Source organism: Streptomyces sp. M41, assembly GCF_043673425.1.
In the GTDB taxonomy this organism is placed as follows: Bacteria; Actinomycetota; Actinomycetes; order Streptomycetales; family Streptomycetaceae; genus Streptomyces.
Map to the genome: position 1 here is coordinate 1 of NZ_JBIMKE010000014.1, position 12,250 is coordinate 12,250.

Consider the following 12,250-nt stretch of genomic DNA (forward strand, 5'->3'; position numbering starts at 1 on the left):
CACCCAGCGTCCTACCAGGTCCCACCCCCACACGGGACCAGAACCCGAGAATGATCACAACCTCACACAGGCCCTAGGGCCTGTCGTCCGGGCCTGTCCGTCTGGATCATGCCGGCCGCACGGCATGGCTTGGGCGGGGCTTGGGGCAGGCTTCGTCCACAGGGTGTGGACGGCGGGCGGGCGCGGGGCGCCGGGGGAGCGGAAATCCCGGCGACACCCCGCGCCCCGCCCACCTACCGTGGCCCCATGAGCCGTCCCGAACCCCACATCGACGTCCGCCCTCTCACCGACGCCGACATCCCGGACTGGTCCCGTGCCCTGAACACCGGCTTCCTGCGCACCCCCGACGTCTCCGAGGCGGAGATCGCGGACCGCAGATCCTTCATCGAACCCGCCCGCACCCTCGGTGCCTTCGACGCCGGCCGCTGCGTCGCCACCTTCCGCTCCTTCGCCCAGGAACTCACCGTGGTGGGCGGCGCGACCGTCCCCGCCGACGCCGTGTCGAACGTCACCGTCAGCCCCACCCACCGCCGCCGCGGCCTGCTCAGCCGGATGATGGCCGCGGACCTGGACGCGGCGAAGGACCGCGGAGACGTGGTGGCGACGCTGATAGCGGCGGAGTACCCGATCTACGGCCGCTACGGCTTCGGCCCCGCCACCTTCACGGCCCAGTGGACGATCGACGTCCCCCGCACCGGCCTCGACCCCAGGTGGGCGGGGCCCGGGGACGGCGGCCGGATCGACCTCGTGGACGGGGCGGACGTACGCAAGATCGGACCTGAGCTGCATGAGCGGGTGCGCCGCGCCCAGCCGGGCGCCGTCGACCGGAACGAACGCTGGTGGCAGGTCAGGACGGGGGCGCTGCGGCTGGACAAGGAGCCGTGGACCGAGCCCTTCTTCGCCGTGTACCGCTCGGCGGGCGGCGAGGTCCAGGGGCTGGTGGCATACACCGCGGACGAACGATGGGGGGACGGCAAGCAGCCGCTCAACACGGCGAGTGTGAGATGGCTGGACGCGGCGACCCCGGACGCCGAGCGGGCGCTGTGGCGCTACCTGTGCTCGATCGACTGGATCACGACGGTCAAGAGCGGCTGGCGGGCGGCCGACGACCTGCTGCCCCTCTGCCTGCCCGATCCGCGGGCCGCCCGAGTCACCACGCTGGCGGACTGGTTGTGGGTGCGGATCCTGGATGTCGTACGGGCCCTGGAGGCGCGGACGTACGACGGGCAGGGGTCGCTGGTGCTGGAGGTCGTGGACGAGGGCGGGCCGGCCGGCGGGCGGTACCGCCTGGAGGCAGGGCCGGACGGTTCGTCCTGCGCGCCGACCACGGCCGACGCCGAACTCACCCTCGAGGTGGCCGACCTGGCCCGGCTCTGGCTCGGCGACGAGTCCGCGGTGCGGCTCGCCGCGCTGGGCCTGGTGCAAGAACAGCGAGCGGGCGCCGCCCGAGTGGCCGACGCCCTGTTGCGTACGTCCAGGCGGCCTTGGTGCCCGGACATCTTCTGACGGCTCCTCCCTGCCGACGACGGGGGACTCATCCGTAGCGAGCTGTGCGGTTGTGGTTGTTGTTCGGTTGTGGCTGTGCCATCGCTGTTCGGTTGTCGATGTGAAGTTGTGGCTGTGCGGACCGATCGGGCTCCCGGCTCCCCTCCGGAAGGGAGCCCGGACGGCCAACCCTCAGGAAGTCTGACCATGTTGCTGAAGTTGGCTACCAACTTCACTGTAGTTATGACCGCTTGGAAGCGTCTTATAACCACCATCTCTGGAACTGCCTAAAGATGGCGGGAAGTTGTAATGTCTTGTCGTGGAGCCGAAACACGCCTCCGTCAATGGGCGGAAGAGGTCACAGCGGCCACAGAAGTCACATCGGGAGGTGGCCGACGAGCTGCGCGCCCGGATCGCCTCGGGCGAGTTGCGGCCCGGTCAGCGCATGCCCACCCAGGCCAAGCTGGCCGACGAGTTCGGCGTCGAGCGCGGAGCCGTACGGCAGGCCCTGCGCATCCTGCAGTCCGAGCACCTGCTGACCAACGTGTCCAAGGGGGCACCGGCAACCGTCGCCCCCGACCTGCGCAAAGCGCTGACCGGCCCGGGAGCCCCGCCGCAGCCCACCATGGTGGCGCTCGCCCCGCGCATCGCCGCCGCCTTCGCGGCCCCGCACGTCGAGATCGACGCCCTGTGCCTGACCGCGGTCTCCCTCACGCTCGCCATCGGCGAACCGCTCCGCCGGATCCATGCCGGACAGCTGAAACCGGCCAAGGTCGACGTCCGTGTCCTGCTGCCCAGCCGTGACATCTCGCTCGCCTTCCCGACGCCGGTGGACGCCTCGGCCGACGACGCCGACGAGCGGCTGCGCCGGCGCTGGCTCGCCCAGCGCAACGCCCAGGGGCAGGTGCTCCGGCACAATCTGCTGGCACTGCGCTCCACGCACGGCATCGATGTGCGGGTCAGCTTTCGCGCGCTGCCGTTCACCCCGCCGCTGAAGCTGTATCTGCTCAACGGCGCGGAGGCGCTCTTCGCCTACTACACGCTGACGCGCCGCGAGGTGGAGATCGACCACCAGCAGCTTCAGATGTACGACGCCGCGGGCATCCAGTCCCTGCTGTTCGCCTTCGAGCAGGCGGCCGGGCTGCGGGACATGACGTTCGTGGAGCAGTCCCATGTCTGGTTCAACGCACTGTGGGAGACGATCAGTTCGGAGCTGGTGCTCACGAGCTGATCGTCTCCCACGGCGTGTGACCTGTGCGTTCGTCGTTCCCGCGGTGCGTATGGCTCATAGGGCGGGCCCCGAGAACAGAAGGGCGAGGACGACGGCCCCGATCGAGGAGACGGTGGGGCTCTTGGCCTTGATGCCTATGGTGAGCAGCAGCAGGCCGATGACGCCGGTGGCTCCGTACTTCCACTGGAGGGTCTGTTCTATGCCGACGACGAAGACGGCGGAGAGGAGTGCGAGGACGGGCATCGGTGTTTCCTCCTTCGGGCTCCTGGGGATGGAAGGATTACTTCCGCCAACTCAACCAACTTGACGCCAACTCTGACTAAGTTGTCCCCACTTGGCCCCTAGGTTGAAACAACCTGCAAACAACTCCCGGTAGATGGATCAGAGTTGTAACGTTTGGTCGTGACTCAGGAGAACGTGGCAGTGAACGGCAGCAGGAGACTCTCTCCGCAGCAGATCGCCGACATCCTGCGGGAACGGATCCGCGTCGGAGAGCTCAAGGCGGGCGACCGTCTGCCCACCCAGGCCGAGCTGGCCGAGGAGTTCGGGGTGGAGCGCGGCACCGTACGCCAGGCCCTGCGCGCGCTCCAGGAGGACGGTCTCCTCACCAACGTCAGCAAGGGCAGCCCACCGCGCATCGCCCTGCCCGCTCCGACCCGGGACGCACCCCAGCCGACGATGGTCGGCCTCTCCCCGCGGCTGACGGAGGTGTTCGCCGCCCCGCAGGTCCGGGTGGACGTCGTGTGCCACACCTCCGAGACCCTGATGCTGGCCCTCGGCGAGCCCCTGCGCCTGATCCACGAGGGCTCGATCCGCCCCGGCTCGATCGACGTACGGATCCTGCTGCCGTCCCGGGACATCCATCTGGCCTTCCCGGTACTGGTCGACGGACGGGGCGACGACGACCCCGTGCACCAGCGCTGGCTGGCCATGCGCAACGCCCAGGCCCAGGTGCTGCGCCACAACCTCCAGGCCATCCGCTCCACCCACGGTGTCGACGTCCATGTCACCTTCCGCGCACTGCCGTTCACCCCGCCGATGAAGCTCTACCTGCTCAACGGCGACGAGGCGCTGATCGGCTACTACGTCCTCACCGAGCGTCAGGAGGAGTACGAGAGCCGGACCCTGGACATGTACGACGCCCTGGGCTCCCAGTCCCTGCTCTTCTCCTTCGTACGGCAGGCCGGGCAGCGCGACGCCGCGTTCGTGGAGGAATCCCAGAAGTGGTTCGACGCCCTCTGGGAAACCATCAGCACGGACCTGACACTCTCCTAGTGACTTCTGAGACGACGCAGACTGAACAGGTGACCGCCGAGACCGAGAACGACCCGCACCAGCTCCGCGAACTCATCACCCGCGCCCGTATCGTGCTCTGGGACTTCGACGGACCGATCTGCGGGCTGTTCGCCGGGCATTCGGCGGAGCGTGTGGCCGCCGACCTGGTGGAGTGGCTGGAGAGCCGGGGACTGCACGGCCTGCTGACGGAAGCCGAACGGGAGTCCCTGGACCCCCATGTCGTCCTGCGTGCCGTCGACCGCCGGCATCCCGGCAGCGACCTCGTGGCGGAGCTGGAGGAACGTCTCACCCAGGAGGAACTGCGGGCGACCTCGTCCGCGATGCCCACGGCGTACGCCGACCCGCTGATCCGCACCTGGACGGCGCTCGGATCCCGGCCCGCCATCACCACCAACAACTCCCCGCGCGTGGTCCGCAGCTACCTCGGCACCCGCGGCCTGCTCTCCTGCTTCCACCCCCACATCTACGGCCGCACCCAGGACCTCCACCAGCTCAAGCCGGACCCGCACTGCCTCAACCGGGCTCTGAGCGCCCTGGGCGCGGCCCCCTCGTCGGCCCTGATGATCGGCGACACCCCCTCGGACCTCCATGCCGCGAACAGCGCCGGCGTCCCGTTCCTGGGCTACGCGCGTAACGCCCGCAAGGAGAAGCTGCTGCGTCAGGCGGGGGCGACGGCGGTCGTGGATTCGCTTCAGACGGTGCTGACGCTGGTCCGCGCGGCCGACTCCTGAAATCCCCGTCGGAGCAAGGGGACAGGGCTCCACAGGGGGCTGCTAGCATGCGCGCACCGATTGAGCAACCGTTCCCGTTCGTGCGTAAGTGATGGCGAACAAGCCAGACGTCGAGCGGCCTCGCAAAGCTTCGTGCAACAGGGTGGCGGACCGCCCATGGCGGCCACCGGCGCCTCACCATGGCGTGCGAGGCAGAACACCGCGTGTTAACCGTTTGGCATACCGTCCTCTTCTTTTCACCCTCACCCGGAGCGGCCAGTGGGCGCACCTCCCCTTCCCCGTCCCGTGCACGGGGGACGCGCCGCGCCCGACCACGTCGTCCGTGAGTTCGTGGGACAGGCCGAGAAGCTGGGCCGGGCGAGCAGTGGACACCACAACCACAACTACGTGCTGCCACTCACGGAGCGTATGGCCGCGGTCCTCGGGCGCCCGCCCGGCACCCCCGTGACCGTGCGGGTCCGCAGGGCCGAGGCGCTGCCCGTGGTGATCAGGACCTGGCACGACGAGGCGCGGATCCTCGACGCCATCGGGGGAGTCCTGCCCCATGTGCCGGAGTGCCTCGTGGCGGGAGACGGCTTCTCCATCCACAGCTATGCCGAGGGCGTGCCGCTGTCCGAGGTCTGCGGAAACGGCAAGCCCGTGGACACCCTGCTGGTCAAGGCGCTGGCCGGGCTGCTCGCCAGGATGGCCCAGGTGCGCCGGGGGGCGCTGCCGCCGCTGCCGGCGCTCTGGCCGCGCAACGACATGGACAGCCAGGGGTTCCTGCGGACGCTGGCCCGTCTCGCCGACCGGCAGATCCGCCGGCCCAACCGGCAGGCGTTCGGCGGGCTGTTCGCGGCGCTGGGCATCCCCGAGGACGCGCTGACCCGGTTCGCCGAGCGGGTGCCCGCCATGGCCCGGCGGCCGTACAGTCTGCTGCACGCGGACCTGCACCGGGACAATCTGATCGTGTCCCACGCCGGGGACCCGCCGCTGATCTGCGTCGACTGGGAGCTGGCGACGTACGGCGACCCCCTGCACGACCTGGCGACGCACCTGGTGCGGATGCGGTACCCGGCCCACCAGTGGGACGAGGTCGTGGTCGCCTGGGCCGAGGCCATGCAGGAGATCCGGCCGGCCGCCGTCGGCGGTCTCGGCAAGGATCTGCCCCGCTACCTCGCCTTCGAGTCGGCGCAGTCCGTCTACCCGGACGTCATGCGCGCCGCGTGCTCGCTGGAAGAACCGTTCACCCAGCAGAAACTCGACGAGGCGACCGCGGATGTGCGCCGCGCCCTGGAGGCGGCGGCGGAACCGCTGCGCCTGGGCAGCGTGCCGAGCCCGGGGGAGATCGAACGCGCCCTCTTTCGCTGGCTGGCCTCGCGCAGCCATGGCGGCGTCGACGGGCGTGCCTGGGTCACCAGGGCCTTCACCTGGACGCCCGACCGGCGGCTCGGCGCGCCGCCCGACTTTCCCGTCTCGGCCGTGCGCGAGGCGTTGCTGGTCGAGGGGGCCGCTCCGGCGGACCGGGTGTTCAAGGGGACCGCGCACCTCAACACCGTCGTATCGGTACCGGGGGTCGACTTTCCCGTGGTCGTGCGGCGCAGGCTGCCCGACGTCCGCCGCCGGGAGCCCAGCTTTCTCAGCGAGCACGCCGTGCTCCGTGCGATCGAGGAGGCGCCCGTCGAGGTGGCGGCGCCGCGGGCCCTCGCGCTGGGCGTGAGCTACGCGGACGACTTGTTCGCCATCCACACCTATGTCGGACCGCGTGACAGGCCTCCCGGTCATCCGGTGCACGGTCTGCTCCCGCACGAGGCGGACCGGCTCGTGGACCAGCTCTGCGCCCTGACGCACGTGGACTACAAGCAGGTCGACCCGACCGCCGGGGAGGGCGACTTCTTCGCGTGGCTGCGCAATCAACTGGTGCAGCTGGTCGCTGACTTGCCCAAGGAGTCGCAGCAGCCGGCCCGCTGTCTGGGACTCCCCGACGCGGACCGGCTCCGGCAGATCCTGTCCCGCCACCGGGTGAGCGACCGAAAGCCCTCCCTGCTGCACGGCGACCTCAACCCGTGGAACCTGGTGCGCCGGGACGACTGCCTGGCCCTGACCATCATCGACTGGGAGATGGCGGTGGTCGGCGATCCCCTCTACGACCTGGTCCGGCACATGCACCTCACCCCGACCCGGCCGGAGATCCGGGACCGGATGTTCCGGCGCTGGGAGGAGCGGCTGCCCGGCGAGCACACCGGCAACTGGCGGCGGGACTGGCGGGTCTACCGGGGCATCGAGACCGTCCGTTCCGCCTATGTGGACCTGGACCGGCTGGTCACCGGCGTGAGCATGGACGCGCCCAACGTCCGGCGGGCGGTGGACTCGTACCCGATGACCCTGGCCGCGGCCACCGCCTTCCTGGGGCTGCCCGTCCGCCCCACGGTGACCCGTATCTCATCGCCGTAGGCTCACGGCATGAGTGAGATCGGGCTGCGGGAACGCAAGAAGCGGCGGATGTACCGGACGGTGTCGGACACCGCCATCCGGCTCTTCCTGGAGAAGGGCTTCGACGCCGTCTCCGTCGCCGAGGTCGCCGCCGCCGCCGAGATCTCCAAGCCGACGCTCTTCCGGTACTTCCCGACGAAGGAGGATCTCGTCCTGTACCGGTTCGCCGACCACGAGGACGAGGCCGCCCGGATCGTGCGACAGGGCCCGGCGCCCGTCGAGGCGCTGCGGCGGCACTTTCTCGACGGGCTCGAGCGGTGCGATCCCGTCACCGGGCTCAACGACCACCCCGAGGTCCTCGCCTACCAGTCGATGCTGTACGAGACCCCCGCGCTGGCCGCCCGTCTGTACGGCTATCTGGAGCGCTCGGAGGCCGCGCTCGCCGAGGCGCTCGGCGGGGGGCTCCCGGCCCGGCTGGCCGCCGGCCAGATCGTCGCCGTCCAGCGGATCCTCGCTCAGGAGAACTGGCGGCGGATCGCCGCGGGGGAGCCGTTGGCCGAGGTCAGGCGGGATGCGGTGGCGTCCGCCGAGCGGGCGTTCGGGGTGCTGGAGGCAGGGCTCGGGGAGCTGGCCGCTCCCTGAGGTCCAGAGCTCCGCCGTGTGAGTCTCAGTAAAATATTTAACTCGGTTGTGTTTTTTGGCGTACGCTCCATGGAATGACGTCACCCGACCCCGCCCTCCGTCACGCCCTCAGCCGCGAACGCGCCCACCACGAACGCTGCCGTACCGCCTTCCACGGCATGGTCGAGGACGCCCAGGAACACGTCGTCACCGGCGCCGACGTCTCCGCCTCCGGAGCCGACGCCGAGGTCCTCGGCCACGGGTTGCGCAGCCGCGCCAAGGAGATGCGCGAGCTGCCCGAGGGGCCGCTGTTCTTCGGGCGTCTCGACTTCGGCGGCGGCGAGCGGCCGGACCCCGGTGAGCTCCGGTCGCTGCACATCGGGCGGCTGCGCATCGGCGAGCACCCCGCTCAAGAGCCCCTCGTCGTCGACTGGCGCGCCCCCGTCTCCCGCGCCTTCTACCAGGCCACCGTCCACGACCCGCAGGGCGTCGCCGTGCGCCGGCGGTTCGGCTGGGCGCCCGGCAGCAACGGCGACTCCGCGGACCTCACGGGCCTGGAGGACGAGCACCTGCAGGCCGGTGGCGAGTCCCGCGCGAGCGAGATCGTCACCCGGGAGATGGAGCGGCCCCGCGTCGGGCCCATGCGCGACATCGCGGCCACCATCCAGCCCGAGCAGGACGATCTCGTACGGGGCGACCTCGCCCTCTCCGTCTGCGTGCAGGGCGCTCCCGGCACCGGCAAGACCGCGGTCGGCCTGCATCGCGCCGCCTATCTGCTCTACACCCACCCGCACCGCGTCCGGCGCGGCGGACTGCTGATCCTCGGCCCCAACCGGACGTTCCTGACGTACATCTCCCAGGTGCTGCCCGCCCTCGGCGAGAGCGGAGTCCGTCAGTCCACACTCCGGGACGAGATCGCCCGGCATCCGGTTGCCGAGACCGACGACGAGCGGGCGGCCGGCGTGAAGCACGACGTGCGGATGGCTCAGGTCCTGCGACGGGCGCTGTACGCGAGGGTCGGCGCCGAGGGGGTGGACGCCCTCGTGGTGCCGGACGGCTCCTATCGCTGGCGGGTCACCGAGAGCGAGCTGCTGCGGATCATGGCGGACGTGCGGGACGAGGAGCCGCCGTACGCCGTCGGCCGGGAGCGGGTGCGTACGCGTGTGGTGCGGCGCATTCAGGCCCAGGCCGAGCGGCGTGCCGGGCCGCGGAGCAACGCCTGGGTGCAGCGGATCTCGCGGTCGCGGGCGGTCGGGGCGTACGTCGACGCCGTATGGCCGCGGGTCCGGGCCGAGGAGGTCCTCGCCGAACTGCTCACCGAGCCAGGCGTGTTGGCCGCGGCGGCGGACGGGCTGCTGGACGCCGACGAGCAGAAGGCGCTGCTGTGGGCGAAGCCGCCCCGGTCGTGGAAGTCGGCGCGCTGGTCGGCCGCCGACCTGGTGCTGCTCGACGAGGTGGCCGGACTCATCGAGCATCCGCAGGGGTACGGCCATGTCGTCGTGGACGAGGCGCAGGACCTGTCGCCGTTGGAGTGCCGGGCGATCGCGCGCCGGGCGGCCTTCGGGTCGGTGACGGTGCGGGGGGATCTGGCGCAGGGGACGACGCCGTGGGCGGCGCGGTCATGGGAGACGGTGCTGCGGCATCTGGGGAAGCCGGACGCGGTGGTCGTGCCGCTCACGACCGGATTCCGGGTGCCCGGGGCGGTGCTGGCGCTGGCCAACCGGCTTCTCGCGCGGCTCGATGTGGAGGTGCCCGCGGCCCGTTCGCTGCGGGGCGAGGGGGAGTTGCGGTTCCGGGCGGCCGACGGCGATCTGCCGGGTGCGGTCGTGGCCGCCGTACGGGACGCCCTGGGCCGGGAGGGGTCCGTGGGGGTCGTCGCGGCCGACGGGGATGTGGAGCGGGTGCGCGAGGCGCTGGGGGCGGCCGGGATCGGGGCGGGGGGCGCGGACGAGTCGGGGGCGCGAGTGGCCCTCGTGCCGGCGAGCGTGGTGAAGGGGCTGGAGTACGACCAGGTCGTCGCCGTGGACCCGGCCGCGATGGTGGCGGCGGAGGAGCGGGGGTTGCACCGGCTGTACGTGGTGGTTACGCGGGCGGTGGCGGGGCTGGAGGTGGTGCACGACGGGCCGCTGCCGTTCTGAGGGGTGCCGCCGCGCTTCCCTCCCCGTGGAGGCACCCCTCGTCGCGGCCCGGCCTACGCGGCGTCGAGGATCGGCACCAACTGCTCCTCCTCGTACGTCAGATGCGCCTCCAGCGCCGTCGTCAGCCGCTCCACCTCGGCGCGGGCGGTCGCCGGGTCCGTGTCCTCGGCGGTCACGACGCCGCGCAGGTCCTCGATGAGCTCGGCGATCCGCTCGTGCTCCTCGCTCAGCCGGTCCAGCGTGGGCCGGAGCTCGGGGTGGCGGTCGGCCAGGACGGGGAACATGCCCAGGCCCTCGCCGGTGTGGTGGTTGTGCAGTCCGGCGCAGAAGGTCAGGCAGTTGACGCGCAGCTGGGCGCCCAGGGTCGTACCGCTCCCCTTGGCCATTTCCTCCCGGATCAGGGCGAGTTCACGCCGGAAGGCGTCGTGGACGACCTTGATGGCCTCGCCCATCGAAGAGGCGTTGATGCTCCCCGGGCCGTCCTGGGCGATGGCCTCCAGCGCCACGACGGGGATCACTCGCCGCGTCTTCTCCTGGTACTCCGCCCAGCCCGGGTCCGTCTCCACGGCCCGCGCGAAGGCCCGGTCACGCTCCTCGCCCTCGAGGACGACCGCCCGCGCCTCGTAGGTGAAAGCGCCGCTCTCCACGGTGACCTGGGGGTTCGCCAGGAGGTTGTGGAACCACGCCGGGTGCGTCGGGGCGCCGGCCGCGGAGGCGATGACCAGGACGCGCTCGCCGTCGGGGAGGAAGCCGACGGGGGTGGTGTGCCGGCGGCCGGAGCGGGCGCCCGTGGTGGTGATCAGCAGCAGCCGCGCACCTTCGAAGTAGCCGCCGACACGGCCCTTGTTGGCGCGGAGCTCGTCGATGACCTGTTGATTGAAATCGTTGGGCAAGTCTCTCTCTTTCTCTTTCTCTGTCGCTGGATTCCGTACGAAGGAAACGGAGGGGAAGGCGAAGAGAAAGAGGCGGGCTCCTGGCCCGCCGCCACGGCCTCACTCAGAGGCCGGGCAACACCCAACTCGCTCACGGCACAAGGCCGACCCGGCAGTCATGGAGCACACGGTACCGTCCGTCCCATGACAACCACCAGGCAATTTCAGGAGATCCCCACGACGACGCTCGCCGACCTGCTGGGCCGCGAGCAGGTACTGGACCTCGGCATCCGCTCCCTGTGGAGCCCTGTCCCGCGCGTCGCCGGCCCCGCGTACACGGTGTCGTGCTCGCCCGGCGACAACTTGATGCTGCACGCGGCGATCCACCGGGCGCCGTCCGGCTCGGTCGTGGTGGTCGAGTCGGGGGACCTGCGATTCGCCCTGGCCGGCGGCAACGTCTGTGCCGTCGCCCAGCGCCGCGGCATCGCCGCCTTCGTCGTCGACGGGGTGATCCGGGACCTGGCGGAGGTGCGGGAGGCGGGCTTCCCGGTCTTCGCGCGGGGCGTCGTCCCGATCCCGGGCACGAAGGCCGCCGTACGGCCGCTGAACGAGCGGGTGCGGTGCGGGGGTGCGGCGGTCGACCCCGGGGACGTGGTGGTGGCCGACGAGGAGGGTGTCGTGGTCGTCCCCGCGGATCGCCGGGAGGAGATCCTGGCGGCGGCCCGCACGAAACTGGCGAAGGAGGCGGAGGAGTCCCTCGACGAGTGGGAGGCGGCACACCGGGCCCGCATCGACAAGATCCTGGCCGAGGGCGGGTTCGCGGGCGGGTCCGAGGGTGGGACTGCGGGCGGGACTGCGGGCGGGTTCGAGGGCTGAGCGCGTTGTCCCTGTCCCCGTCCCCGTCTCCTGCGGTCCTTCTCTTCCTCGACATCGACGGAACTCTGATCCCCTTCGGCGCGGACCACCCGTACCCGGTGTACGAGGCGGCCCACCCGCTCCCGCGGACGGCCGACCACCCCCTGCTCTCCCGCGTCGACCCGGCCCTCGGCGTCCGCCTGTCCGGGTTCGCCGCGCTCGGCTGTGAGCTGGTGTGGGCCACGACCTGGCTGGACGACGCGAACATCTGCCTAGCGCCCTGGCTAGGGCTGCCCCCGCTGCCGATGGTCGAGTGGCCGGACGAGGGCGACGCACCCCGGCTGGGGCCGCGTGGCCTGCACTGGAAGACGCGGCCCCTGGTGGCACGGGCCGCCGGGCGCCCCTTCGTGTGGCTCGACGACGAGATCACCGACGCCGACCGGGCCTGGGTGGCGGGCAACCACCCCGCACCCGCCCTCCTCCACCACGTCGATCCCCGCCAGGGCCTGACCGACCGGGACTTCACCGTCCTACAGGAGTGGCTCACCGCATGCGGCGGCCCGGCGGCTCGGTGACCCGTACAGGTCAGGGTGAACGGGCGCGCCACGC

11 protein-coding genes are annotated in these 12,250 nt (G+C 71.3%); 9 read left to right on the forward strand and 2 right to left on the reverse strand.

Annotated elements, in window-relative coordinates:
- The first annotated feature begins 246 nt into the window (after window positions 1-246).
- Window positions 247-1,506 carry a GNAT family N-acetyltransferase gene (locus ACHBTE_RS18610; protein ID WP_394725039.1) on the forward strand — a complete coding sequence of 420 codons (1,260 nt, stop codon included), beginning with the start codon at window positions 247-249 and terminating at the stop codon, window positions 1,504-1,506.
- A gap of 298 nt (window positions 1,507-1,804) precedes the next feature.
- Complete coding sequence (locus ACHBTE_RS18615) at window positions 1,805-2,716, forward strand: GntR family transcriptional regulator (RefSeq protein ID WP_394725040.1); 912 nt, start codon at window positions 1,805-1,807, stop codon at window positions 2,714-2,716.
- Between the two features lie 54 nt (window positions 2,717-2,770).
- Here the strand turns inward: ACHBTE_RS18615 and ACHBTE_RS18620 are convergent, their stop codons facing one another.
- Entirely contained in the window at window positions 2,771-2,959 is a 189-nt protein-coding gene (locus tag ACHBTE_RS18620; RefSeq protein ID WP_394725041.1) for a hypothetical protein, read from the reverse strand.
- A 153-nt stretch (window positions 2,960-3,112) separates the two neighbouring features.
- Here ACHBTE_RS18620 and ACHBTE_RS18625 point away from each other — a divergent pair, with 153 nt between their 5' ends.
- The 5 genes from ACHBTE_RS18625 (at window position 3,113) to ACHBTE_RS18645 (ending at window position 9,914) form a co-directional block, all read left to right on the forward strand.
- On the forward strand, window positions 3,113-3,991 hold the full coding sequence (locus tag ACHBTE_RS18625) for a winged helix-turn-helix domain-containing protein (protein ID WP_394725042.1): 879 nt from the start codon (window positions 3,113-3,115) through the stop codon (window positions 3,989-3,991).
- 29 nt (window positions 3,992-4,020) lie between these two features.
- On the forward strand, window positions 4,021-4,743 hold the full coding sequence (locus tag ACHBTE_RS18630) for an HAD family hydrolase (protein ID WP_394725043.1): 723 nt from the start codon (window positions 4,021-4,023) through the stop codon (window positions 4,741-4,743).
- 258 nt (window positions 4,744-5,001) lie between these two features.
- Window positions 5,002-7,176 carry an aminoglycoside phosphotransferase family protein gene (locus tag ACHBTE_RS18635; RefSeq protein ID WP_394725044.1) on the forward strand — a complete coding sequence of 725 codons (2,175 nt, stop codon included), beginning with the start codon at window positions 5,002-5,004 and terminating at the stop codon, window positions 7,174-7,176.
- Between the two features lie 9 nt (window positions 7,177-7,185).
- Window positions 7,186-7,797: a TetR/AcrR family transcriptional regulator gene (locus ACHBTE_RS18640; protein WP_394725045.1), complete on the forward strand. Its 612-nt coding sequence runs from the start codon at window positions 7,186-7,188 to the stop codon at window positions 7,795-7,797.
- A 74-nt stretch (window positions 7,798-7,871) separates the two neighbouring features.
- Entirely contained in the window at window positions 7,872-9,914 is a 2,043-nt protein-coding gene (locus ACHBTE_RS18645) for a HelD family protein (RefSeq protein WP_394725046.1), read from the forward strand.
- A 53-nt stretch (window positions 9,915-9,967) separates the two neighbouring features.
- Here the strand turns inward: ACHBTE_RS18645 and ACHBTE_RS18650 are convergent, their stop codons facing one another.
- A complete protein-coding gene (locus tag ACHBTE_RS18650; protein ID WP_394725047.1) occupies window positions 9,968-10,807 on the reverse strand; it encodes a nitroreductase/quinone reductase family protein in 840 nt (279 codons plus the stop codon).
- A gap of 183 nt (window positions 10,808-10,990) precedes the next feature.
- Between ACHBTE_RS18650 and ACHBTE_RS18655 the strand changes: the two genes are divergently transcribed.
- Window positions 10,991-11,662: an RraA family protein gene (locus ACHBTE_RS18655; RefSeq protein WP_394725048.1), complete on the forward strand. Its 672-nt coding sequence runs from the start codon at window positions 10,991-10,993 to the stop codon at window positions 11,660-11,662.
- 11 nt (window positions 11,663-11,673) lie between these two features.
- On the forward strand, window positions 11,674-12,216 hold the full coding sequence (locus tag ACHBTE_RS18660; RefSeq protein WP_394725217.1) for an HAD domain-containing protein: 543 nt from the start codon (window positions 11,674-11,676) through the stop codon (window positions 12,214-12,216).
- Window positions 12,217-12,250 lie beyond the last annotated feature (34 nt).

Coding starts and splice junctions, on each gene's coding strand:
- ACHBTE_RS18640 (WP_394725045.1), top strand. CDS start 7,186: ATGAGTGAGATCGGGCTGCGGGAACGCAAGAAGCGGCGGATGTACCGG.
- ACHBTE_RS18645 (WP_394725046.1), top strand. CDS start 7,872: ATGACGTCACCCGACCCCGCCCTCCGTCACGCCCTCAGCCGCGAACGC.
- ACHBTE_RS18655 (WP_394725048.1), top strand. CDS start 10,991: ATGACAACCACCAGGCAATTTCAGGAGATCCCCACGACGACGCTCGCC.
- ACHBTE_RS18620 (WP_394725041.1), bottom strand. CDS start 2,959: ATGCCCGTCCTCGCACTCCTCTCCGCCGTCTTCGTCGTCGGCATAGAA.
- ACHBTE_RS18610 (WP_394725039.1), top strand. CDS start 247: ATGAGCCGTCCCGAACCCCACATCGACGTCCGCCCTCTCACCGACGCC.